Origin of the sequence: Pseudomonas sp. TWP3-1, from assembly GCF_049896625.1 — a bacterium.
Classification (GTDB): Bacteria; Pseudomonadota; Gammaproteobacteria; order Pseudomonadales; family Pseudomonadaceae; genus Aquipseudomonas.
In genome coordinates, this window is sequence record NZ_JAFCUQ010000002.1 from 1 (window position 1) to 22,954 (window position 22,954).

The 22,954-nt window shown below is 60.2% G+C and carries 21 protein-coding genes; 6 read left to right on the forward strand and 15 right to left on the reverse strand.

From position 1 onward, the window contains the following. Nucleotides 1–310: 310 nt before the first annotated feature. The 4 genes from ACP7BN_RS03215 to motA all read right to left on the reverse strand — a co-directional run bounded on the left by ACP7BN_RS03215 (nt 311) and on the right by motA (nt 4,199). Nucleotides 311–904 (reverse strand): hypothetical protein, encoded by a 594-nt coding sequence (locus ACP7BN_RS03215; RefSeq protein WP_426201594.1) that lies wholly within the window; start codon nt 902–904, stop codon nt 311–313. 175 nt (nt 905–1,079) lie between these two features. Then, entirely contained in the window at nt 1,080–2,213 is a 1,134-nt protein-coding gene (locus tag ACP7BN_RS03220; protein ID WP_426201596.1) for a sterol desaturase family protein, read from the reverse strand. 90 nt (nt 2,214–2,303) lie between these two features. Continuing rightward, nucleotides 2,304–3,344, reverse strand: coding sequence for a flagellar motor protein MotB (gene motB, locus ACP7BN_RS03225; RefSeq protein WP_426201598.1), 1,041 nt, complete (start codon nt 3,342–3,344; stop codon nt 2,304–2,306). 3 nt (nt 3,345–3,347) lie between these two features. Then, a complete protein-coding gene (gene motA / locus ACP7BN_RS03230) occupies nt 3,348–4,199 on the reverse strand; it encodes a flagellar motor stator protein MotA (protein ID WP_095187344.1) in 852 nt (283 codons plus the stop codon). A gap of 166 nt (nt 4,200–4,365) precedes the next feature. Here motA and ACP7BN_RS03235 point away from each other — a divergent pair, with 166 nt between their 5' ends. The 3 genes from ACP7BN_RS03235 to asd are packed head-to-tail and all read left to right on the forward strand — an operon-like array spanning nt 4,366 to nt 7,638. Next, nucleotides 4,366–5,904, forward strand: coding sequence for an HDOD domain-containing protein (locus ACP7BN_RS03235; protein WP_426201600.1), 1,539 nt, complete (start codon nt 4,366–4,368; stop codon nt 5,902–5,904). 39 nt (nt 5,905–5,943) lie between these two features. Further along, on the forward strand, nt 5,944–6,759 hold the full coding sequence (locus tag ACP7BN_RS03240) for a rhodanese-like domain-containing protein (protein ID WP_426201602.1): 816 nt from the start codon (nt 5,944–5,946) through the stop codon (nt 6,757–6,759). Nucleotides 6,760–6,777: 18 nt separating this feature from the next. Next, entirely contained in the window at nt 6,778–7,638 is an 861-nt protein-coding gene (asd, locus tag ACP7BN_RS03245; RefSeq protein ID WP_426201603.1) for an archaetidylserine decarboxylase, read from the forward strand. A 60-nt stretch (nt 7,639–7,698) separates the two neighbouring features. On the opposite strand, the gene ACP7BN_RS03250 is transcribed toward asd, so the two are convergent. After that, a complete protein-coding gene (locus ACP7BN_RS03250; protein ID WP_420646998.1) occupies nt 7,699–8,100 on the reverse strand; it encodes a lectin OAA family protein in 402 nt (133 codons plus the stop codon). 219 nt (nt 8,101–8,319) lie between these two features. Here ACP7BN_RS03250 and ACP7BN_RS03255 point away from each other — a divergent pair, with 219 nt between their 5' ends. Next, the gene (locus ACP7BN_RS03255) at nt 8,320–10,074 is read left to right on the forward strand and encodes a molecular chaperone (protein WP_426201605.1); all 1,755 of its coding nucleotides are present in this window, start codon (nt 8,320–8,322) and stop codon (nt 10,072–10,074) included. A 138-nt stretch (nt 10,075–10,212) separates the two neighbouring features. On the opposite strand, the gene serB is transcribed toward ACP7BN_RS03255, so the two are convergent. Further along, on the reverse strand, nt 10,213–11,427 hold the full coding sequence (gene serB, locus ACP7BN_RS03260) for a phosphoserine phosphatase SerB (protein ID WP_420646996.1): 1,215 nt from the start codon (nt 11,425–11,427) through the stop codon (nt 10,213–10,215). A gap of 132 nt (nt 11,428–11,559) precedes the next feature. On the opposite strand from serB, the gene ACP7BN_RS03265 reads away from it, so the two are divergent. Then, on the forward strand, nt 11,560–13,074 hold the full coding sequence (locus ACP7BN_RS03265) for an AhpA/YtjB family protein (RefSeq protein WP_426201607.1): 1,515 nt from the start codon (nt 11,560–11,562) through the stop codon (nt 13,072–13,074). Between the two features lie 359 nt (nt 13,075–13,433). Here the strand turns inward: ACP7BN_RS03265 and ACP7BN_RS03270 are convergent, their stop codons facing one another. Further along, nucleotides 13,434–14,147, reverse strand: coding sequence for a PqiC family protein (locus tag ACP7BN_RS03270; protein WP_426201608.1), 714 nt, complete (start codon nt 14,145–14,147; stop codon nt 13,434–13,436). Between ACP7BN_RS03270 and ACP7BN_RS03275 the strand changes: the two genes are divergently transcribed. After that, entirely contained in the window at nt 14,076–14,252 is a 177-nt protein-coding gene (locus ACP7BN_RS03275) for a hypothetical protein (RefSeq protein ID WP_426202215.1), read from the forward strand. The genes ACP7BN_RS03270 and ACP7BN_RS03275 overlap by 72 nt on opposite strands. Nucleotides 14,253–14,314: 62 nt before the next feature. On the opposite strand, the gene parC is transcribed toward ACP7BN_RS03275, so the two are convergent. The 8 genes from parC to ACP7BN_RS03315 form a co-directional block, all read right to left on the reverse strand. Next, nucleotides 14,315–16,588: a DNA topoisomerase IV subunit A gene (gene parC / locus ACP7BN_RS03280; RefSeq protein WP_426201610.1), complete on the reverse strand. Its 2,274-nt coding sequence runs from the start codon at nt 16,586–16,588 to the stop codon at nt 14,315–14,317. A gap of 7 nt (nt 16,589–16,595) precedes the next feature. Beyond that, complete coding sequence (locus ACP7BN_RS03285) at nt 16,596–17,120, reverse strand: retropepsin-like aspartic protease family protein (protein ID WP_426201612.1); 525 nt, start codon at nt 17,118–17,120, stop codon at nt 16,596–16,598. Next, nucleotides 17,117–18,106: an esterase-like activity of phytase family protein gene (locus ACP7BN_RS03290; RefSeq protein WP_426201613.1), complete on the reverse strand. Its 990-nt coding sequence runs from the start codon at nt 18,104–18,106 to the stop codon at nt 17,117–17,119. The genes ACP7BN_RS03285 and ACP7BN_RS03290 overlap by 4 nt, the downstream gene beginning before the upstream one ends. Further along, nucleotides 18,106–20,010: a DNA topoisomerase IV subunit B gene (gene parE / locus ACP7BN_RS03295; RefSeq protein WP_426201615.1), complete on the reverse strand. Its 1,905-nt coding sequence runs from the start codon at nt 20,008–20,010 to the stop codon at nt 18,106–18,108. Before parE ends, ACP7BN_RS03290 begins: the two co-directional genes overlap by 1 nt. A gap of 42 nt (nt 20,011–20,052) precedes the next feature. Then, the gene (locus ACP7BN_RS03300; protein WP_420646989.1) at nt 20,053–20,661 is read right to left on the reverse strand and encodes a YqiA/YcfP family alpha/beta fold hydrolase; all 609 of its coding nucleotides are present in this window, start codon (nt 20,659–20,661) and stop codon (nt 20,053–20,055) included. Between the two features lie 101 nt (nt 20,662–20,762). Continuing rightward, complete coding sequence (cpdA, locus tag ACP7BN_RS03305; RefSeq protein WP_426201617.1) at nt 20,763–21,578, reverse strand: 3',5'-cyclic-AMP phosphodiesterase; 816 nt, start codon at nt 21,576–21,578, stop codon at nt 20,763–20,765. A 104-nt stretch (nt 21,579–21,682) separates the two neighbouring features. Continuing rightward, on the reverse strand, nt 21,683–22,135 hold the full coding sequence (locus ACP7BN_RS03310) for a DUF1249 domain-containing protein (protein ID WP_426201619.1): 453 nt from the start codon (nt 22,133–22,135) through the stop codon (nt 21,683–21,685). Then, entirely contained in the window at nt 22,126–22,743 is a 618-nt protein-coding gene (locus tag ACP7BN_RS03315; protein ID WP_426201621.1) for an NUDIX domain-containing protein, read from the reverse strand. The genes ACP7BN_RS03310 and ACP7BN_RS03315 overlap by 10 nt, the downstream gene beginning before the upstream one ends. Nucleotides 22,744–22,954: the final 211 nt, after the last annotated feature.

Genomic DNA, 22,954 nt, shown 5'->3' on the forward strand with positions numbered 1-22,954 from the left:
ATCGACAACTGCCAATTTAAAAGTCAGCGTGTAATCGCGCTGACTGCGTTTCGAGCCCGTATCCATTGCACCCTCCTGATAAAAGGTCAGAAGGTGTAAACCTTATTCAGGACGAGACAAAAGATACAAAAAAGCCGCAGCTGACTGCGGCTTTTGTTTTTCGGTTGTTCCCCCAAACACCTCAAAATCAGTCGGACGGCAGTTTTGGGAGCCTGCTTGGCGATGCTCTTCTCCTGTGATTTGACCCGGTGCCCCAAGTGCCTCAAACCCCAAGCCGTGACATAAACACCCAGTACTGAGACCCCTTCAGTCAGACCTGAAGCTTTCTCGACGCCACTACCGGGTATTCGAGCCTGCCGAGCGACAATTCAAACTCACTCAAAAAATCACTCAACTCGGACTTCTTCAGAGACAAAACAAAACGAAATTGCGCGCCGTCATTTCGCTCAATGACCACGCCGCGATCGCGCAAACCTAGCCAGCCATGCTGAACATAGCCGGAAATGGCTTTGATGTCCGAGCGGGGTATCACGCTGGAATAACGCTCTGAACCCATCTGTTTCTCGACCGTGACACCCAACGCATCAAAGCCTACGCGCACATTGCCTTCGTCAGGACTGTCGGTATCGACTTGAGCGTTAGCCTCCGATTTTTCTACCAGTTTGATGATCACTATCACAAACACAACAACGGCCACCACACCGAGCAGCACGTAAACAACAGGATCGGAAAATGCAGACCGTCCAAACACATTCGCGAGCACGGTACCCACGACAATAACGGCGGACATCCACGCTGTACTCGACTCCATCAGCTTCCAGACCTTACCGAATGGTTTGATGTACTCCTCATCAGGATGCACATAAACCGTCTGGATAATATTCGCCGGAATTAACTCACTCACAGTTGACACTCCCTTTCTTCGAATCCATTTCGCAACACGTGATAACCAGCATTCGCCAGGGGGCCTTCCAGGCCGCTTGAGGCAAGCAGAGAGAATTCGTCCTGTACGAAAAAAGTCATTCAACGACCATTAGAAAAAGCCGCGATCACCGCGGATTTTTCACACCAACCCCGATTTATTTAGGCTCCGGTTTCTGAAACGCATACAGATGCTGACGCACTATCCCGCCGGGCAACTCCTTGCCAAACACGCCATAACGCACCGGCCACTCCTTCGGCGGCAGCTTGAACGTGCCGAACAGCATGTCCACCAGCGGCGTGTGGATCGCGTAGTTCTTGTAGATGTAATCCTTGTGCCGCGCGTGGTGCCAATGGTGATAGCGCGGCAGCACGATCACGTAGTTCAGCCAGCCGCCATCAATCCGCACGTTGGCATGGGCCAGCACTGCCTGCACGCCGACGAGGATTACATAGGCATTCAATGCTTGCGGCGCGAAGCCCAGCAGCATCAACGGCACCAGCACGCCGGTTCGGGTCAGCAGGATTTCAATGAAGTGCACGCGCGAACCGGCGAGCCAGTCCATGTGCGTGCTCGAGTGATGCACGGCGTGCACGCGCCACAGCCACGGCACCACGTGATACAGGCGATGCAGCCAGTATTGGCCAAGGTCGGCCACCAGCACCGCGAGGAAAAATTGCAGCACAATCGGCAAGCTCTGCACGCTCGCCTGCAAGTCCGGCGACATCGCCCAACCGGCGACGTAACTCGACGATGCGGTGATGAAGATCAGGATGAATTGCACCAGCATATGGCTGACGAAAAAGTAGGTCAGATCGGTGCGCCAGTGTGGGCGCAGGATGTTCTGCTGGGGATCCTTGGAGTAGAGCTTTTCCAGCGGAATGAAGACGATGGCAGACACCAGCAAGGCCAGGACGAACCAGTCCAGCCCCAGCGAATAAGGCGTCTGGCCGATCGCGTTGATCTGCACATCGGTGCCGCCGAGAAACACCGCCAGGCCCGATGCAACCAACCCGGTGATCCCCAGGCGTTTGCGCTTGTTCAGCAGAATGTTCAGCGTGCCGAGGCTGAACGACAGCACCAGCCCGAGCAGCAAGGTCGTGCGCGCGAACTGCTCGTCGTAGACCTTGCGCAGTTCGGCGGTGGTCAACCACTCAGGGAACAGAAAGCACAACACCGCCAGCAGGCTCAACAGGCCGAGAGTCGCGGAGATATAGCCGCTGACCCGCCCCTCACCGAATTTGAAAGGCGCGTTGCCATGCCGCTGAAAATAAGACTTGAGTCTTTCCATTACTGATCTTCCATGATTCAAAGAAACGTTGTGCAGTGAGTGACGCAGGCACACACAAAAAAGCCACGAATGTCGTGGCTTTTTTGCGGGTTATTGCTTGGGCGGTTCAGCCGGTTTGGCTGGGTCACCCGGCTTCGGCGCCGCGTCGTCGAACAGGTTCAACCGTTCGCGCAACTCGTGCGCTGGCACCGGTTGCTGATCGGCCGGCAGGGCGTTCGGGTCGACCGGGGTGGCCGGAGCCGCGCCGTTCTGGCCGTCTTCTGCCGGCTTCGCGGCGTCGGCACCTTGTGCACCTTCGATGGCCGCCTGAGCCTTCTTGGTCAGCACCACGATGTCGATGCGGCGGTTGACCGGGTTGAACGGGTTTTCCTTGTCGAAAAGCGCCGACGAGGCGTAACCGACAACACGCGCCACTTGCGCATCCGGATAACTGCCGGCAATCAGCGCGCGGCGTGCAGCGTTGGCACGGTTGGCCGAAAGCTCCCAGTTACCGAAATCACCGCTGCCAGTGTAAGGCTTGGCATCGGTGTGGCCGCTGATGCTGATCTTGTTCGGCACTGCTTTGATGGTGTCAGCCATGGCCAGCAGGATGTCTTCGAAGTACGGCTTCAGACGCGCAGAACCTGAGTCGAACATCGGCCGGTTTTCTGCGTCCATGATCTGGATGCGCAAACCGTTCGGGGTGATTTCGAACAGGATCTGATCCTTGAATTTCTGTAGCTGCGGGTTCTCGTCGACCTTGTTCTGCAATTCTTGCAGCAGCAGTTCCAGGCGTTCCTTCTCGACCATTTCGGCCATGCCTTCAACTTGCTCGGTATCGACCGTGACCTTGTCCGGTTGCGGCTGGGACTTCACCTCAGGGTTGAGGGTGTTTTCCGGCGCCAGGGTCGGCGTGCCGCCCAGGTCGATGATGTACGGCGTGCCGCTCTCGGAGAAACCGACCGGGTCTTTGAAGTAGCCGGCGATCGCGATCTTCTGTTCCGGGGTCGCGGTGGACAGCAGCCACAACACCAGGAAGAACGCCATCATCGCCGTGGCGAAGTCGGCGAAGGCGATTTTCCACGCCCCGCCGTGATGCCCGGCAGCAATGCGCTTGACGCGCTTGATGATTATCGGCTGGTTATTTTCCATGACTTAGCGACCGCGAACCGCTTGTTCCAGCTCGGCGAAGCTTGGACGGTGCGCCGGGTACAGAACCTTGCGCCCGAACTCGACGGCCAGCGACGGCGGCATGCCGGAGGCCGAAGCCACCAGCGAAGCTTTAATAGCTTCGTACACGTTCAGCTCTTCCTTGGCATCGTGCGCCAGGGAATGCGCCAGCGGGCCGAAGAAACCGTACGCCGCGAGAATACCGAAGAAGGTACCGACCAGTGCCGCACCTACGTGCAGACCGATGGACTTCTGATCGCCTTCACCGAGGGAGGCCATGGTTACCACGATACCCAGTACCGCCGCGACGATACCGAAACCGGGCATGGCGTCGGCAATGCCGTTGACCGCGTGGGACGGATGCTCGAGATCTTCCTTGAGGCTGTACAGCTCCATGTCGAACAAGCCTTCCAGCTCGTGCGGAGCCATGTTGCCGGAGGACATGATGCGCAGGTAATCGCAGATGAACGCGGTCATGCGTTCGTCTTTGAGCACTGCCGGGTACTTGGCGAAGATCGGGCTCGCAGCGGCATCTTCGATGTCGCCCTCGATGGCCATCATGCCTTCGCGACGGCTCTTGTTGAGGATCTCGTAAATCAGACCCAGCACTTCCAGGTAGAACGTGTGGCTGAAACGCGAACTGAACATGCTCAGGGATTTCTTGAGCACGTGCATCGTCATATAACTGGGGTTGGCCTGGAGGAAAGCGCCGAGCGCGGCACCGCCGATGATCAACACCTCGAAAGGCTGGATCAGAGCAGCAATCTTGCCGTGGGAAAGCACGTATCCGCCGAGCACGCTCGCGAATACGACGATGATGCCGATAATTTTAGCCATAGGTAGAAAGTACTTATTTAAGTCGGGTTCAAGGTCATATTCGGAAGTTAAAAAATCTCTTCTTCTACTTATCGGCAAAACTGCGCCAGACTATAGCCAGTTCAGGCGAAAAGCCAATTTAGCCCGTGCCGGGCGCGTCTACAGCAGATGAAGATCCCGTCCAGACATGGCTAATGAAACGAACGTCCCACACCCGACACCGACCACGCTCGAAGGCTGGGTCAAGCTGCTCGACAGTGTTCACTTGCCAGTGCCGCAAGAAGCGCATGACCGGGTTTGCCGGGCAATCCGCGATGACCGCAGCTCGCTGCGCGACATCGCCGATCTGATGCAGGACAGCCCAGCGTTAGCCTTGAGCATCATCCGTGAGGCCAATCGTCACACCCACGGCAGCATGAGCGGACCGGCGGAAAATCTCGAAGTAGCGATTAATCGCCTCGGCCTGGCGCGCACCGAAGAGCTGCTCGCACGCCTGCCCGCAGAACCCAACAAACAGATTCCCCAAGCCCTGCGCCAATTGCAGATGGTCAGCCAGCACGCCACGCAACAGGCCAACGGTTTTTTCGCCAGTCGCCTGGCGCGGCTGTGGCAGGACATTCATTGGGGCAGTTTGCTGTTTCTCTCGCCGCTGTGGCCATTGGCACTGACCCACCCCAGGTTGCTGGAAGAATGGGAGCTGCGGGTTATCCACAAGGGCGAATCGGCGCACACGGTGGAAAAGCAGTTGTTTGGCGTGCGTCTGCTGAAGATCGCCGAGGCGCTGGTCGAAATCTGGCGTCTGCCGATCTGGGTCCAGCAAGGCTACAAACTGTTGCTCAGTGAACAACGGGAACTGGTCAAAGTGCTGCGCATCGCCCGGGATGTCGATCACCCGTTGCGCCAGCAAAATCGCCTTGACGACGATCCGACCCTGCGCCGCTGGCTCAATCAGCCGGCCAACACTGTGCTGCTGGCCAACGGTCTGGCGCTGTCGGCGCAACAGGCTTGGGACAGTCCGCACAGTGAGCGCTGGCAATATCTGACCAGTCTCTATCTGCAGATCTCGATGGATGAGGTGCAACAACAGTTGCACCAGCAAGCCGCCAACAGTGCCCGTCAGCACGCCATGCCGGACCTGTGGCACCCGGCGGTTGCGCTGCTGTGGCCGTTGGGTGTTCGACGCCTGCCCGCCGGGATGTTGCCCGCTGCCGCGCCGACTGCCGACGATTTGAGCGCGTGGCGCAAGCAATGCGCCGAACTGCTGGCCGAGCCAAGCCGCTTCACCAATGCCATGAGCCTGACCGTCGCTGCGCGCGATGCACTGGTCGCCAGCGGCATGCGCCGCGTGATGATCCTGATGGCCGACCGCACCCATTCCAATCTGCGCGTGCATCAAACCTCGGGTTTGCCCAAGGACGCAGCGGCGCTGAATTTTGTCGTCAGCCAGAGCAAGGTCCTGCAACGGCTGCTCGCACAACAGGCGCAGGTACGGATCACCCCCGAGAACAACGCCCAGTTTTCCGCGCTGCTGCCGCCGAGCCTGCGTACGCTGTTTCGTGGCGAGCATCTGTTTCTGCGCTCACTGGTCAATAACGGTCGAGTGATCATGATCGTGGTTGCCGATCAGGGCGGCGGGCCGTTTGCCGACATCAGCGTGCAAGCCTTCGGCAAAACCGCGCAGTGCATCGAGAAAGCCCTGCACAGCTTTAGCCAGCGCGGCCAATGACAGCTACAATCGTTCCCCTTTGTGCTCTGGAGACCTCACATGTCTGACTTCTCTGGCCTGTCGCTGGTGATCGAGCCGAGCGACCTGCTCGCGCGCCTCGACGCCCGCAACCTGATTCTGGTCGATCTGACCAGCCCGGCGCGCTATGCCGAAGGGCATCTGCCCGGCGCGCGGTTTGTCGATCCCAAGCGCACCCAGCTCGGCCAGCCGCCGGCGCCGGGCTTGCTGCCGAGCAAGGAAAAACTCGAAGAACTGTTCGGCGAACTCGGCCATCACAAAGACGCCGTGTACGTGGTCTATGACGACGAGGGCGGCGGCTGGGCCGGGCGCTTCATCTGGCTGCTCGACGTGATCGGTCACGACAAATATCACTACATCGACGGTGGTCTGCCGGCATGGCTGGCGGAAGGTTCGCCGATGTCGATCCAGATTCCTCCTGCGGTTGGCGGCCCCGTAGCCCTGACCCTGCACGACGAACCGACCGCCACCCGCGAATACTTGCAAAGCCGTCTCGGCGCCGCCGATCTGGCGATCTGGGATGCGCGCGGACCACTGGAATACTCGGGCGAAAAAGTCCTCGCCGCCAAGGCTGGACACATCCCCGGCGCGGTCAATTTCGAATGGACGGCAGGCATGGATCAGGCCCAGCAGTTGCGCATCCGCAGCGACATGCCGCAGATCCTCGAGAAACTCGGGATCACCAAGGACAAAGAAATCATTACCCACTGCCAGACCCATCACCGGTCCGGTTTCACTTATCTGGTGGCCAAATCCCTCGGTTATCCGCGGGTCAAGGGCTACGCTGGTTCCTGGGGCGAATGGGGCAACCACCCCGACACGCCCGTCGAGCTTTAAGGATTTTCAAGGACAGTCATGAAAGAGCGTTTATTTATCATCAGCCAATACCTGCTGCCGCATCACCTGCTGTCGCGCCTCGCCGGCTGCGTTGCCGAGTGCCGTGTGCGCTGGTTCAAGAATGCCTTCACCACCTGGTTTGCCAAGCGTTATCAAGTGGACATGTCGCTGGCGCTGGTTGAAGACGTGACGGCTTACGAGCACTTCAACGCCTTCTTCACTCGCGCACTGAAAGACGGCGCACGTCCACTGGACCAGACGCCGGGCGCGATCCTCAGCCCTGCCGACGGCGCGATCAGCCAGCGCGGTCCGATTGAACACGGCCGCGTGTTCCAGGCCAAGGGCCACAGCTTCAGCGTGCTGGAATTGCTCGGCGGTGATGCGGCAAATGCCGCGCCGTTCATGGGCGGCGAGTTCGCCACTGTCTATCTGTCGCCAAAGGACTACCACCGCGTGCACATGCCGCTGGCCGGCACCCTGCGCGAAATGGTCTACATCCCCGGCCGGATCTTCTCGGTGAACAAGACCACCGCGGAAAACGTCCCGGAGCTGTTCGCGCGCAACGAGCGTGTGGCGTGCATTTTCGACACCGAGCGTGGGCCGATGGCCGTGGTGCTGGTGGGCGCGATGATCGTGGCATCGATTGAAACCGTATGGGCCGGGCTGGTCACGCCGCCGAAGCGCGAACTGAAAACCTTCCGCTACGACGAAGCCGCGCGGGCGCCGATTCATCTGGAAAAAGGCGCGGAGCTCGGTCGCTTCAAGCTGGGATCCACCGCGATCGTGCTGTTCGGGCCGGATCAGGTGAAATGGGTTGAAGAACTGGGCGCAGGTGCGCCAGTACAAATGGGTCAAGCCTTGGCACTGCCAAGCGCCTGAGCCTGTTGATCCGCCCCGGCGCACGTCTGCGCCGGGGCGGACACGACCTGAGTGGCGCCGTTACTCTATCTGTCCACGGAAGCCGATTGGCCCTTCGTTGGCGTAGGTATTGGTGCCGCTGAGGTTTTTACCGCCGTCACTCGAGGTGACGCTCAACGCGATAACGTTCTGGTTATCCCGTCCGCCGATCACCCACTTGCCGCCCGGATGCCATGGAGCATCGTTGCCGCCCCACTGATTCTCGACCGTGTACTGGTTCTGGCCGGTGCGTTGCGCCTTGAAGCCAATGGGACCTTCGCCGGCGTAAGTCATGGTGCCGGTGAAGCTTTTGCCGCCATCGCCAGACTTGATATCAATCGCGACGACTTTCTGGTTGTCCCGCGCGCCCAGCACCCAGTCTCCGCCCGGATGCCAAGGTGCCGAACTACCGCCCCATTGATTTGCCACTACGTATTTAGACATGAACCTCATCTCCTTGAAGTTTTCCGAAACCTGCCCGAAGTAGCGGCAGGCCGTGCAACCGTGCGTTTCCGATCGCACGCCTGAAAGCCTAGTAGCGCTCGCCGACTGGCATCCGGCCAGCAGACCAACGGTTAGAATGTCTGACAATATCCGGCGAACCAGACCACAACTGCTAGAGTTTCCAGCAATGCCCAATTCGCCGCCGGAGCCTTGCACGGCATGAGTGAGCCTAAATTCCAACCCGCGCTACGCGCCCCCACTCCGACGCAGTTGCGCCTGTCTTTCTGTGAAGCTACCCCGCGCGACCTCAAGCGCTGGATCGCCCAACTGCCCAAGGCCAACATCGGCGAAACCGCGCGCCAGCTCTACCAGGGGCTGGGCGAACTCAATCAACTGCTCACGCCTAGCGACAATCGCCTGCATCTGCTGGAACTGTTGCGACCCGAGGTTTATTACGTCTGCCAGCATCTGGAGCGGCATTTTTTGCATCAGGCGATTGTGCTGGACGAGCGCTCGCGCAAGATCAGTAACCTGTGTCAGGCGCTGCAAAGTCATCTGGCGATTGGCTACAAGCAGATCGTCATGCGCATTGCGCCGAAGTATTCCAAGGACCGCGCCGCGCTGGTGAGTGAGGCATTGCAACGCGCGGCGCATGCGCTCAAGGGCCAACTGGTGCGCGCCACTCAGCTATATACCTCAGCGCCAGAGCATCTGTGGTTTGAGCTGCATCAGTTGTATCGCACAGCATGCGGCTTGCAGTTGCAACATCGCCGGGTGCGCGACGAGTTGGCCAGCCTGACCGGCGAACTGAGCCTTGAGCAAACCTATATCGCCGCCCTGCTGCTCGGCAGTGCGCGCTGCAATCAGCTACGGCAGAACCAGATCGCGCGCCTCGCCGAAGTGCTGGAACCGTGGAGTGGCTGGCTCAAGCTGTATCCGGGCAATCCGGGTGACGGCTTGTTCGCCATTTCGTGGGAGATCGATGCAGGTCCGCGTTATCGCAGCATGTTCCGCAGCGAGCAGTTGCCGGGGTTGCTCGGTCTCGATCCGCAGCCGCTGGTGAATGCCATCGAAGCGCATTTATTGCATCAGGACACGACTACGCCGCTGCCAGTGCCGAATGGCCTGAGCCTCGACACCCTGCAACACCTGCACGCGACTTGGGGTCAGGCCGCCGAGCGCAGTTTTCAGCGCACCGTCGGCCAAGGCAGCCTGACCGTGTGCGTCGGCATGAGCGCCCTGCACTTCTACCTCGGCGGCGAACGCAGCTTCAGCGACACGCTCAAACATCCCGGCGCCCGCCCCGCGAACTTCAGCCAAACGGTGACCCAAGGCGAGAAGGACAGTTGGAGTCAGGCGTTCGACGCCGCGCCGCAGAGCAAAACCGATGAGTTTTTGCCCTACGAAGAAATTCAGTACGAACAACTGATCGACAACGAAGGCAACGCCGACAGCCCGGCGCACTATCCGACCTATGCCTTGCCGGTGCTCAATCACAGCCCCGGCGGGTATTGCGTGGGTTGGCCGAACGAAGTACCGGCCGAATTGCAGGCCGGGGAAATGCTCGGGATTCAGGACACGGTCAGTCAGGGCTGGAGCATTGCCGTGGTGCGCTGGATTCGTCAGGTGCGCGGTGGCGGGACGCAAATGGGTATCGAACTGGTGGCACCGCATGCCCAGCCCTGCGGGTTGCAGCTTGTGCGGTCGAGGGATGATCACAGTCAGTACTTACGGGGTTTGTTGTTGCCGGAGATTAGTGCGATTGACTTGCCGACGACGTTATTAGCGCCACGTTTGCCGTTTCAGGAGGGCAGCAAGGTGTTGATCAATACCTTGGGAGAGGAGCACCGCGCGGGGCTGGATCGACGGGTGTCGAGCACGCACAGTTTCAATCAGTTCGCCTATCGCTCGCTGGAGGCCGCGCAGAATGGCGCAAGCGAGGAGGATTTTGATTCGTTGTGGAAATCACTTTAAAGCGTAAACACGAATTATGTGGCGAGGGAGCTTGCTCCCGCTGGACTGCGCAGCAGTCCCCTTCTTTGAATTGAAGAGTGGGGCCGCTTCGCGACCCAGCGGGAGCAAGCTCCCTCGCCACAGAGGCCAGCTCAGATCTCAGAGCTGCCCGTCACGATCGCGAAAACCCAGCAGATACAACACGCCATCCAGCCCCAAGGTCGAAATCGCCTGCTTCGCCGACTGCTTGACCAATGGCTTGGCGCGGAACGCCACACCCAACCCGGCAATCGCCAGCATCGGCAAATCATTCGCACCGTCGCCGACCGCGATGGTCTGCTCCAGACGCAAGCCTTCCTTGTGCGCCAGCTCTCTCAGCAGATCAGCCTTGCGCTGTGCATCGACAATCGGCTCCACCGCGACGCCCGTGACCTTGCCATCGACCACTTCCAGTTCATTGGCGAACACATAGTCAATGCCGAGTTTGGCCTGCAATTGCTTGGCGAAATAGGTGAAGCCGCCGGACAGGATCGCCGTCTTGTAACCGAGGCGCTTGAGTTCAGCGAACAGCGTTTCCGCACCTTCGGTCAAACGCAGCGACGCGCCAATCGAATCGAGCACGCCGACGTCCAGACCTTTGAGCAGCGCCAGACGTTCTTTGAAACTGGCACGGAAATCCAGTTCGCCGGCCATGGCCCGCTCGGTGATTTCCGAGACCTGGTCGCCGACGCCGGCGGCCTTGGCCAGTTCATCGATGACTTCGGCTTCGATCAGGGTCGAGTCCATGTCGAATACCGCCAGACGGCGGTTTCGGCGGAACAGCGAATCTTCCTGGAACGCGATATCGACGTTCAATTCCTGCGCCACGCTGAGGAATTCGGCACGCAGCGCCTGCGGATCAGCCGCTTCGCCACGCACGGAAAACTCGATGCAGCCCTTGCCCTGGTCAGCCGGAGTGTCCAGCGGCATGCGTCCCGACAAACGGTCGATATGGTCGATGTTCAGCCCGTATTTGGCGGTGATTGAGCTCACAGCCTGCAGTTGGCCGGCAGTCACTTTGCGCGTCAGCAGGGTGACGATGTGACGCTTTTTGCCCTGATTGCCCACCCATTGCTGGTAATCCTCTTCGGACACCGGGGTGAAGCGCACTTGCTGATCCAGCTCGTAGCCCTTGAACAGGATGTCCTTGAGCACCGACTTGCCTTGCTCGGAGTCAGGGATTTCCACGAGGATGCCAAACGACAAGGTGTCGTGAATTACCGCCTGACCGATGTCTAGGATGTTCACACCACCCTGGGCCAGAACGCCGGTAATGGCCGCAGTCAGACCCGGACGGTCGACTCCCGTGATGTTAATCAGGACGATTTCGCGCAACGCGCACCCCCGCAACTGGAAAAAAACCGCATTCTACCCACTTTCAGTGACCATCGGGCACCGCCAGCGCTTTGCCGGTCTAGGGCCTGTCGCTATACTGCGCGTCAACTTCACGGACAAGAGCCGAGCTCAGTGAACCGGCCCACGCCAGTTAAAACCGATAACTTCTTTCTGCTGATCTTCCGTGCACTGCGTCATCGCCGTGTACCGATTGCATTACGCATTGCCAGCCATAACGTGATCCTGGTCGCTCTGGCCCTGGTGATCTATGCCTGCGTGATGGGCTTGCAGTTCAAGCAGGCCATGCACGAGCAGGCCGATGCGCTGGGCGAAAGCCTGACCACGCAGACCGCCACCTCCGCCACTGAGCTGCTGGTGTCCAACGACATCCTCAGCCTCAACGTGCTGCTCAACAACCTGACCAAGAACAAGCTGGTGGCCCACGCCGCCATCTATAGCGTGGATAACCGCATCCTCGCCGAATCCGGTCAGCGCCCCAAGCACAGCCTGCTGGGCGAAGCCGAGGGCATGTACGAGAGCAAGATCACTTTTCAGGACGTGACTGCCGGGCAACTGCGCATCAGCCTGGACATGGATCAGTTCCAGCAGCCGATGACCATCAGCCTGCAAAGCATGGGCATCCTCAGTGCGATTCTGTTGGCGCTGTCGCTGGCCCTGAGCCTGCGTCTGGGCCGGCACATCTCCACGCCGCTGCTGCAATTGCGCGTCTGGCTGCGGCGGATCGACGAATACACGCCGGGCATTGAACGCCAGGACGAAATCGGCGATCTCGCCCGTCAGTTGCACGCCAACTACGCACCGGAACCGACGGTAGTAGAGCCCGAACCGGAACCGGAATTCGAAGATGACGACGTCGAGCCGGAATTCGAAGTGCGCAACCTGCGCGACCCGAGTTTCGACGAGAGCCGCCCGCTGGCCGCGAAGAAGCCTGCACCGCGGCATGTGGTCAGCACCGTTGAGGACGACGATGACGAAGACCCGTTCGCCGATCTGCGCGACGAGTCGCTGAACAGCACGCCGCAACCGGCTGTGCGCCGCCCGACACCGAGCGTACCGCAACACACGGCGGTGCTGGCGGTGCAACTGGGTTCGCAGGAGCAACTGCGCCGTCTGCCGCGCGCACGCCTGGATGAGTTGCAGGAGCGTTATCGCGACTGCCTGGAACAGGCTGCTTCGCTGTATCAGGGCGAGATCGAAACCCTGAACGACGGCAGCACGCTGATGCTGTTCCACACCGAAGACAGCGGCGACGATTACCTGACCAACGCGATTTGCTGCGGCGAACTGCTGCGGGCGCTGGGCCATCAGTTGCAGATCGAAGTCGCGGACAGCGGCATTACCCTGCAATTGCAGTTGGGCCTGACCCTTGGCGATGAGTTGTTTGGCATGAGTCAGATTGACCTGCTGCTGACTGACTCTGCGCAGGATGCCCTGGCGCTGTCGCAACACAGCCGCAATCTGCTGCTGGTCGAGCGCAAGATCGGTGACGACGCGCTGATCCGTCAGCGTGCGCGGATCCGGCCGATTGCCAGCCCTGAAGGGGCTTGCTGTGTGGAGCGGTTGATGGAGCCTTATCCGTCGATGCTGGAGCGGCAGTTGGCGCGCATGCACGAGCGCCGGGCCTGACGGTTTGCCCTGTATGTGAAGAAGCCCGCAGATGAGTGATTGTCTGCGGGCTTTTTTGCGTAGTGGGTTTGAGATTGTGCTCGACCTTGAACAGCCCCTCACCCTAGCCCTCTCCCATAGGGAGAGGGGACTGACCGAGGTGTCTCGCGTCATACATCGACCTGAAAGATCGTGTCGATTATGGATTCGGCACAGCACATCCAGGTCGATGAATTTCTAAAGCATACCCCATTCAGTCCCCTCTCCCTCTGGGCGGTCCGACGTTTCGGGAGGGCTAGGGTGAGGGTAGCTCTTGATCTTCAATCCCCAGAAACAACAAAGCCCGCACAAGGCGGGCTCTGGTTTGACTCGATCAACGCTTAGAAGCGAAACACTTCCATATCCGTGCGAATCGGCGAAGCCATCGGAATCTTCGGCTGCTTCTCGGCTTCCGCCGCCGGCGCTGCCGGTTTCGGTGCCGATTTACGTGGGGCTTCAGCAATTGGAGGCTGATTGGCCAACGGCTTCAGCGCCACCGACAACTGTTCGGCCAGACGCTGCAACAATACGCCTTGCGCCTGAACCTGAGCCGCCGTTGTACCGGCGTGCTGCTCCTGCAAATGGATAATGCGGTTATCGCGCACCTTTCCACGACGATCGATCAAGCGCCACTGGGCGTCGAGAATCGCCGGTTGCTTCTGGCCCGAATCCAGACGCGTGATCGTCAGCAATACCTGCACATCCGGAGTGAATCCCGGCGTAGCCGGCGACAGCACAACGCGTTGGCTGTCCAGATGACCAGACACCTGACGCAGCAACAGCTGATCGATATCCGACGACAGGCTACCCGCCCAACGACCGTCCATCGAAGCTTGCAAACTGCCGTCCGGCTGACGCTGCAACAGGGTTTCGCGCTGCAGATAGTCGGCCAATACCACTGGCCCCAACAAAACTGCCATGCCCGCGCTTTGCGCAGGCTGAACCGGACTTCCGCTGTCCAGTTGATACAGCGACACCGGCTGGTGAACGCTGCAACCCGCCAGGCCAAGAACGCCCGCGAGCAACAAAATAAGTGGAAGGCGCAGCGCAGTCATCATCCCGTCCAGGTGGCCGCCACAAAGCTGACCACAGTGAAAATACTCAATAAATATGAAGAACGCTCGGCCACGCCGGCGCTTGAAAGGCCATATCATCCGTGAATATGCGTTCCGACTCCAGCGCCAAAGCGTCGATCTACGCGTTAAATCGTAGATCGAGCCGTCTAGGACGCCTGATTGAGGTTTTCGACGAGCAGCGCATCGACTCGCTGGAAGCCACGTGGGAGTTTATTACCACGTCGACCGCGCTCACCTTTGTAGTGCTCGAGGTCGTCGGCCTTCAGCGACAAGGTACGTTTACCGGCCTGCAGCACCAGCGTGGCGCCTTCCGGCAGGACCGCGATGTCCGTGACATATTCTTCGCGACTGGCCACCCGCTCACCGGAAATGCCGATGATCTTGTTGCCTTTGCCTTTACCCAATTGTGGCAGGTCGCTGATTTTGAAGATCAGCAGGCGACCTTCGGTCGTGACCGAGGCCAGCCAGTTGTGTTCACGATCAGCCACTGGGCGCGGCGCAATCACTTTGGCGTTGTTCGGCAGGCTCAACAGGGCTTTACCCGCCTTGTTTTTGGCTTGCAGATCTTCGCCTTTAACCACGAAGCCGTAACCGGCGTCGGAGGCGATCACGTACAACGAGTCCTCTTCCGGCATCAGCACGCACTCGAACGTCGCGCCCGGCGGCGGCGTCAGACGGCCGGTCAAAGGCTCGCCCTGACCGCGTGCCGATGGCAGGGTGTGAGTGGCCAGCGAGTAACTGCGACCTGTGGAGTCGATGACCACGGCGGACTGGTTGGAGCGCCCCGCCGCCGAGGTCTTGAAGCCGTCACCGGCCTTGTACGACAGGCCAGTGGCGTCGATTTCGTGGCCCTTGGCCGAGCGGATCCAGCCTTTTTCCGAGAGCACAACGGTTACTTTCTCGTTCGGCAGCAGATCGTGCTCGGTCAGCGCTTTGGCTTCGGCGCGCTCAACGATTGGCGAGCGACGGTCGTCGCCATAGGTTTCGGCGTCCTTGATCAGCTCGGTACGCACCAGTTTCTTCAGCTTGGCTTCGCTGCCCAGCAGGGCTTGGAGTTTGGCTTGTTCCTTGAGCAGTTCATCCTGCTCGCCGCGCAGCTTCATTTCTTCCAGTCGTGCCAACTGACGCAGACGGGTTTCAAGAATGTATTCGGCCTGGATATCGCTGAGGGCGAAACGCGCGATCAGCGCGCTTTTCGGATGTTCCTCGGTACGGATCAGGTGGATCACCTCATCCAGGTTGAGGTAGGCAATCAGCAAACCGTCCAACAGGTGCAGGCGGCGCTCGACCTTGTCGAGGCGGAATTGCAGGCGCCGGCGCACGGTCTGCACCCGGAATTCCAGCCACTCGACCAGCAACGCGCGCAGATTTTTCAGCTGCGGCTTGCCGTCCAGACCGATGATGTTGACGTTGACCCGGTAGGTCGACTCCAGCTCGGTGCTGGCGAACAGGTGCTGCATCAGCGCTTCGTGATCGACGCGGCTGTTGACCGGAATGATCACGATGCGGCACGGGTTTTCGTGGTCGGATTCATCGCGCAGGTCGGCGATCTGCGGCGCTTTCGACGGTTTGGCCTGCATCAGCGCGGCGATTTGCTCGAGCACTTTGGCCCCGGAGACCTGATGCGGCAGCGCAGTGACGATGATGTCGCCGTCCTCGACGTGGTACACGGCGCGCATGCGCACCGAGCCCTTGCCGGTTTCGTACATTTTCAGCAGGTCGGCGCGCGGGGTGATGATTTCCGCTTCGGTCGGATAATCCGGCCCTTGAATGTGTTCGCAGAGCTGTTCGACCGTGGCTTTCGGCTCATCGAGCAGGCGCACGCAAGCGGTGGCGACTTCGCGCAGGTTGTGCGGCGGCACATCAGTGGCCATACCCACAGCGATGCCAGTGGTGCCATTGAGCAGGATGTTCGGCAAACGTGCCGGCAACACCAGTGGTTCCTGCAGGGTGCCGTCGAAGTTCGGCCCCCAGTCTGCGGTGCCTTGGCCGAGCTCGCTGAGCAGCACTTCGGAATAACGCGACAGGCGTGCTTCGGTGTAACGCATGGCGGCGAAGGACTTGGGATCGTCCGGCGCACCCCAGTTGCCCTGGCCGTCGACCAGCGTGTAGCGATAGCTGAACGGCTGGGCCATCAGCACCATCGCTTCGTAGCACGCCGAGTCACCGTGCGGGTGGAACTTGCCGAGCACGTCGCCGACGGTACGCGCCGACTTCTTGTGCTTGGAATCGGCATCCAGCCCCAACTCGCTCATGGCGTAGATGATACGCCGCTGTACCGGTTTCAGACCGTCGCCGATATGCGGCAGGGCACGGTCCATGATCACGTACATGGAGTAGTTGAGGTAGGCACTTTCGGTGAAGTCAGCCAGCGATCGGCGTTCTACGCCATCCAGGCTGAGATCAAGGGAGTCGCTCATGCGGGCCTCATCGGTTCGTTGTCTGGCGCAGCAGCATGGTGCCACCGCGCTGGGTAAATTCAAGTTTGTTCAGGGCGCTCATGCCGAGCAGCACCTGATCGCCATGCAGGCCGGGCGCGACCAGTGCGCGGACATCCCGCAGCACGATGTCGCCCAGTTGCAGGCGGTCGATACGGGTGCGATAGCCCTGGCTCAGGCCATTGGCCGTGCTCAGGGTCACACCGAAACCTTCTTCCAGCTTGAGGCTCTTGGCCACATCCGCCGGGATTGCCACGTCGGTCGCGCCGGTGTCGAGCATGAACTCGACCGGCTGACCGTTGATCTTGCCACTGGCGACAAAATGCCCTTGGGCATTGCCCACCAGTTTCACTTCGATAAAACCTGCGCCCTGCTGCGAACTGACCACCTCGTTCGGATTTTGCTGGCGCTGCTCCCAGTCACCGAAAAACCGCGTGGCGAGAAACAGCCCTGCGCACCATGCCAGAATCATCAGCACCCGACCGGCGCGCTTGCCCGGCGGTTGCTGGCTCATGGCTTGGCGCTCCAGCCACCATCGGGGGCGGCGAAACGCCAGACAATCGGCCGGACCTCGCCATCGGCGCGCGGGCCGAAATTGTTGTCGACGCCGATCCACGCGCCGTCAGCATCGACGATCAGCGCTTCTTCCAGCCCGTAGTTCTGTTTATAGCGGCGATTTTCCTGCAACAGCTCGGCGGCGTACGACCAGCAACGCTCGACCTTGGCGGTTTGCGCATCGCGCCGGCAAATCTGGAACGCGTTGCGGTCAAGGGTGAACAGCTTGCCGTTGAACAACGAAATATCGGAAAAATCCCGGTCGACCGCTTTGGCATTGGGGAACTGCGGCGGCTGCATTTCCTTGCCGCCCTCGCTGAGCAGTACACAACGTCCGTCGCAATCCCACACTGTCTGCTGGCGCTTGATCAGCAACACGCCACGACTTTGCCGTTCGGCGGCCAGCCACATCTGATCACCAGCCGGGTTGATCGCCAGTCCTTCGAATATTGCATTGAATTTCAGCAGCATGCCGCTGGCCCGCGCTTCGCGCACCAGCATCGGCGAGATCTTCAGCCAGTTGACCGGGCCGCTGACCGGCACTTGCAAAACCGCCGCCTGGCCTTCGCTGACGATGTAGCGATTGCCGGCGCTGTCGCAGCTGATGCCTTCGAAATCCAGATCACCGCCACGCACGAACGACGCCGCCCAGTTGCGCGAACGCAACCCCCACGGCAAACCGGTTTCCGGCACTTCGGGAACGTCGATGTGCACGGTTTCGGCCTGCCAGGTGGTTTGCCGGGTGTCGAGACGATAGATCTGATCATCGTCGCGGTCGGACACCGTCCACAACTCGTTGCCGCACAGCGCAAGCCCCGAAAGATTGCCGCCGCGCATGCCGTCCACCGGGTGCTCGGACAGCACGCGCAACTCCGGCAGCGGTTCGGCCAGTGCCGAAACCGAGGTCAGAAGTAACGCACACGCCAGGGCCAGGCCAACCCGCATCAACCAAGAACCTCGGCCAGGTTGCCTTTGGATTCCAGCCACGACTTGCGATCACCGGCGCGTTTCTTCGCCAGCAGCATGTCCATCATTTCCGCAGTCGCCGGGTAGTCTTCCAGGGTCAGCTGCACCAGACGCCGGGTGTTCGGGTCCATGGTGGTTTCGCGCAGTTGCGGCGGGTTCATTTCACCCAGACCTTTGAATCGGGTGACTTGCGGCTTGCCGCGTTTTTTCTCGGCCACCAGCCGGTCGAGAATGCCGTCGCGCTCGGCTTCGTCGAGGGCGTAGTAAATTTCTTTGCCCAGGTCGATGCGGTACAGCGGTGGCATGGCGACGTAGACGTGACCGGCATCCACCAGTGGACGGAAATGCTGGACGAACAGCGCGCAAAGCAAGGTTGCGATGTGCAGACCGTCGGAGTCGGCGTCGGCGAGGATGCAGATCTTGCCGTAGCGCAGTTGGGCGATGTCGGCTGAGCCTGGATCAACGCCGATGGCCACGGCGATGTTGTGCACTTCCTGGCTGGCGAGCACTTCGCTGCCGTCGACTTCCCAGGTATTGAGGATCTTGCCGCGCAACGGCAGGATCGCCTGAAACTCTTTGTCCCGCGCCTGTTTCGCCGAGCCGCCGGCGGAATCACCTTCGACCAGGAACAGTTCGGAGCGCATCGGATCCTGTCCGGCGCAGTCCGCCAGTTTGCCCGGCAATGCTGGCCCGGCGGTGACGCGCTTGCGCTCGACCTTCTTGCTCGCCTTGAGACGGCGACCGGCGTTGTTGATCGCCAGTTCGGCCAGCGCCAGACCGGTTTCCGGGTTGGCATTGAGCCACAGGCTGAACGCGTCCTTGACCACACCGGAGACGAACGCCGCCGCCTCACGCGACGACAGACGTTCTTTGGTCTGGCCGGAGAATTGCGGTTCCTGCATTTTCATCGACAAGACGAAGGCAATGCGTTCCCAAACGTCTTCCGGCGCCAGCTTGACGCCGCGCGGCAGCAGGCTGCGGAATTCGCAGAACTCGCGCATTGCATCGAGCAGGCCCTGACGCAGGCCGTTGACGTGAGTACCGCCCTGCGCGGTCGGGATCAGGTTGACGTAGCTTTCCTGCACCGCGTCGCCACCTTCCGGCAGCCACAGCAGCGCCCAGTCGACGGCTTCTTTATTACCGGCGAAAACCCCACAGAACGGCTCGTTCGGCAGACGCTCGAATTCGCTGACCGCGTCCACCAGATACGAGCGCAGACCATCTTCGTAATGCCACTCGATTTTCTCGCCGGTGCTCTTGTCTTCGAAGCTGACCAGCAGGCCCGGGCACAAAACCGCCTTGGCCTTGAGCACATGCTTGAGGCGGCTGATGGAGAATTTTGGCGAATCGAAATACTTCGGGTCCGGCGCGAAGTACACGCTGGTGCCGGTGTTGCGCTTGCCCACCGCGCCCACCACTTCCAGCTCGGTGGCCTTGTAGCCGTCGGCGAAAGTCATCTGGTATTCGTTGCCGTCGCGTTTCACCCGCACGCGGACTTCGGTGGACAAGGCGTTGACCACCGAAATACCCACCCCGTGCAGACCGCCGGAGAACTGGTAGTTCTTGTTGGAAAACTTGCCACCCGCATGCAGCTTGGTGAGGATCAGCTCGACGCCCGACACACCTTCTTCGGGGTGGATGTCGACGGGCATGCCACGGCCATCGTCGCTGACTTCCAGCGAGTGGTCGGCATGCAGGATGACCTGCACCGATCTGGCGTGGCCGGCCAGCGCTTCGTCGACACTGTTGTCGATGACTTCCTGGGCAAGGTGGTTCGGCCGGCTGGTGTCGGTGTACATGCCCGGGCGTTTGCGCACCGGGTCGAGGCCCGAGAGGACTTCGATGGCGTCGGCGTTATAGGAGCTAGCGCTGGGAGTGGCCATAGGGTCTCGTCGTCAATGATTCAGTGAAATTGGGGCAAGATTTCACAGTGCGGTGAAATCGATTGCCTGATACAGATCGGCGCCAATGCCGGCAAAACTCAGCAGCGCCGGAATTTGTCCGGCGAAATTTTGAAAACTGTGGTCGCCGCCGGCCTGAATGCGCAAGGCACATGCCCGGTAATACTGCTGGGCGAGGCGATAATCGAGGGTTTCGTCCCCGGTCTGCAACCACACCTGAAACCGCTGCGGATCCTGCGGCGCCGGCACTTCCAGTTCGGCCAGAGCCGTAACGTGGTCGTGGGTCAATTCCCAGGTTTCATCGGTATACAGGTTTTTCTGCGTGCCCAGATAGCCGTCGAACATCCGGTGCGGGCTGACCGCCGGGTTGACCAGCAAAGCTTTCAGGCCATGGCGCTCGGCCAGGCAGGTCGCATAGTAGCCGCCGAGGGAGCTTCCCACCAGTAATGGCCGGTCGAGCTCGGTGATTGCTTGTTCTAACTGACCGATGGCTTCGCGCGGATGGTGATGCAGCGCCGGGATGCGCAATTGATCGCTCAAACCCAGCTGCTTCATCACCTCGACCAACTGACAAGCCTTCTTCGATGTCGGGGCGCTATTGAAACCATGGATGTAGAGGATCGAACCGGACATTTGAGCTCCCTGGGCGTCGGTTGGAAAGAGCGGAGTTTACAGGGAGTCGCGCCAGGATGGGCCATGCAAATGATGCGTGGGGCAGCTCCTACATGGAGGCGTCAGTAACCGTTGGAACCGTAATCGACGGTAAATTCGAAATCGGTCACGCGCTCGACGCCGGTTTCGATTCGGCCATCGGGCATCAGACGCAACCAGCGATACCCTGGTTTCTGATCGCCGACCTTGAAATCCTCACTCCCCGGCTCGAACTGAATACAGGTCGAAGGTGAAGCCATCAAGCGCACGCCATTGCGCTCGCAGTCAATCTCCTGATGCACATGCCCCCACAACACCGCCCGCGCCTGCGGAAAGCGATCCAATACTTCGAAAAATGCCTCGGGATTGCGCAGGCCGATCGGCTCCATCCATGCGCAGCCGATCGACACCGGATGATGATGAAAGCACACCAGATGATGGCGCTCCGGCGCCTCACTCAGCGAACGCGCGAGCAATTGCAGCTGTTCATCCTGCAAATACCCCGGCACCGAACCCGGCACCGCCGAATCAAGCAAAGTCACACGCCAGTTGCCGATATCCACAACCGACTCGAGCAATGCGCTGTGCACGGCGGCGACTTCCATGATCTGTGGTTCGTCGTGGTTACCGGGGATCCAGCGGGCGGGAGCGTCGATCTGTGCAGTCAATTCTCGAAACAGCTGGTAAGACTCCAGCGTGCCGTCTTGCGACAGATCACCGGTGGCCAGAATCAGATCAATCTGCGGTTGTTGCGCAAGCACCAGCTCAATGACCTTTTGCAGGCTGTCGCGGGTGTTCATGCCCAGCAGCGTACCGTCCGGCTCGGCATACAAATGGCTGTCAGAGATTTGCACCAGCAACGCGGCATCGGCGGTGGTCAACGTGGATACGCTCGGCAAGGCGCTCTCCCAAGGCTGCAACGGGTCTGGATAGGTGCGGCAATTATGCTGGGCGACAAGCGAAAGAGGAAACCACCGAACCGGGCACAGTTCACAACTCGCAGTTATCGAACCGCCGCGTACTCATGCCCGCAGGCCAGGCAGTGACTCAGCCATTCCCCGAGGAACAGATTGAGCTGTGCCTTTTCATCCGGCTGGTGCATCGCCGCGTTCGGGTAAGGATAGACGCCGCGAAAGCGTCGTGCATGCTCGGCGCTGACCACTTCGGCCATGCGTGCGTCGTGATAGACCTGCACTTCCAGTCGTGGCACCGGCAGCCATGGCAGGCTGTGTTCCTGACGCACTTGCAAAGTGGTGGTGTACGGGCAGGTTTGCAGCACTTCGAGGGCCAGCACGCCGAGCATTTGCTCGCCTTGGGAAACGGCAATGCGCCGCGCTTCGGGATCGCTGCGCATGTCCGGCAACAGTCGCATCAGGCGCGCGTAATTAGCCTCGCAGGCGGCTTGCAGCCCCACGAGGTCAACCCGATAGCGATCGCGCAACTTGTTTACAACCATAGCCCCCTCACTTCGGCGCGATTGAGCGCCAGCCACTGCAAGGCGATGATGCTCGCCGCGTTGGCAATCCGGCCGTCGCGTACGGCCTGCAAGGCATCTTCGAATGCCCAGACCGTGACGCGGATATCTTCTGCCTCTTCCTCCAGCCCATGCAGGCCGCCAACGCCGGTGGTCTCGCAACGCCCCAGGTACAAATGCACGAATTCGTTGCTGCCGCCCGGCGACGGGAAATATTTGGTCATCGGCCACAGGGCCTTGATGTTCAGCCCAGCTTCCTCCTGCGCCTCGCGGTGAGCAACTTCTTCCGGCTCTTCATCCTTGTCGATCAGACCGGCGACCAGCTCGATCAGCCAGGGGTTGGCCGTCTTGCCCATCGCGCCGACACGAAACTGCTCGATCAGCACCACTTCGTCGCGCTGCGGATCGTAAGGCAGCATGCACACCGCATCGTGACGCACGAACACTTCACGGTTGATCTCGCGGCTCATGCCGCCGTCAAACAACTCGTGGCGCAAGTGCAGGCGATCGAGCTTGTAGAAGCCCTGATAGCAATTCTCGCGGCGCACGATGTCGATGGTGGTCGGAGTAGCGTTGGCAAAATCAGTCATGAGCATCCTCGTTTACTGCAAATCCGTGACGCGGCTGCCTGGTGTTGCTGGCAACCTCGACTTCGCGCCATCCTAACGCGCCCGAACCGTTTGATGCAGCCCCTTTACCGTGATCGGGATGGACGGTGGAGCCGAAACCCACTCTAATTAGCTTAGTGGCGAACTGACTGCTTCGTTGAGAGTCGAAGCGGTAACTTTTTGCCTTCCCCTG

Excerpts from the sequence above, each read along its gene's own strand:
- ACP7BN_RS03240 (WP_426201602.1), top strand. The coding sequence starts at position 5,944 with ATGTCTGACTTCTCTGGCCTGTCGCTGGTGATCGAGCCGAGCGACCTG.
- parC (WP_426201610.1), bottom strand. The coding sequence starts at position 16,588 with ATGAGCGACTCCCTTGATCTCAGCCTGGATGGCGTAGAACGCCGATCG.
- ACP7BN_RS03255 (WP_426201605.1), top strand. The coding sequence starts at position 8,320 with ATGAGTGAGCCTAAATTCCAACCCGCGCTACGCGCCCCCACTCCGACG.
- ACP7BN_RS03290 (WP_426201613.1), bottom strand. The coding sequence starts at position 18,106 with ATGCGGGTTGGCCTGGCCCTGGCGTGTGCGTTACTTCTGACCTCGGTT.
- ACP7BN_RS03310 (WP_426201619.1), bottom strand. The coding sequence starts at position 22,135 with ATGGTTGTAAACAAGTTGCGCGATCGCTATCGGGTTGACCTCGTGGGG.
- ACP7BN_RS03315 (WP_426201621.1), bottom strand. The coding sequence starts at position 22,743 with ATGACTGATTTTGCCAACGCTACTCCGACCACCATCGACATCGTGCGC.
- ACP7BN_RS03235 (WP_426201600.1), top strand. The coding sequence starts at position 4,366 with ATGGCTAATGAAACGAACGTCCCACACCCGACACCGACCACGCTCGAA.
- motA (WP_095187344.1), bottom strand. The coding sequence starts at position 4,199 with ATGGCTAAAATTATCGGCATCATCGTCGTATTCGCGAGCGTGCTCGGC.
- ACP7BN_RS03250 (WP_420646998.1), bottom strand. The coding sequence starts at position 8,100 with ATGTCTAAATACGTAGTGGCAAATCAATGGGGCGGTAGTTCGGCACCT.
- ACP7BN_RS03220 (WP_426201596.1), bottom strand. The coding sequence starts at position 2,213 with ATGGAAAGACTCAAGTCTTATTTTCAGCGGCATGGCAACGCGCCTTTC.
- ACP7BN_RS03300 (WP_420646989.1), bottom strand. The coding sequence starts at position 20,661 with ATGTCCGGTTCGATCCTCTACATCCATGGTTTCAATAGCGCCCCGACA.
- motB (WP_426201598.1), bottom strand. The coding sequence starts at position 3,344 with ATGGAAAATAACCAGCCGATAATCATCAAGCGCGTCAAGCGCATTGCT.
- asd (WP_426201603.1), top strand. The coding sequence starts at position 6,778 with ATGAAAGAGCGTTTATTTATCATCAGCCAATACCTGCTGCCGCATCAC.
- ACP7BN_RS03285 (WP_426201612.1), bottom strand. The coding sequence starts at position 17,120 with ATGAGCCAGCAACCGCCGGGCAAGCGCGCCGGTCGGGTGCTGATGATT.
- parE (WP_426201615.1), bottom strand. The coding sequence starts at position 20,010 with ATGGCCACTCCCAGCGCTAGCTCCTATAACGCCGACGCCATCGAAGTC.
- ACP7BN_RS03270 (WP_426201608.1), bottom strand. The coding sequence starts at position 14,147 with ATGACTGCGCTGCGCCTTCCACTTATTTTGTTGCTCGCGGGCGTTCTT.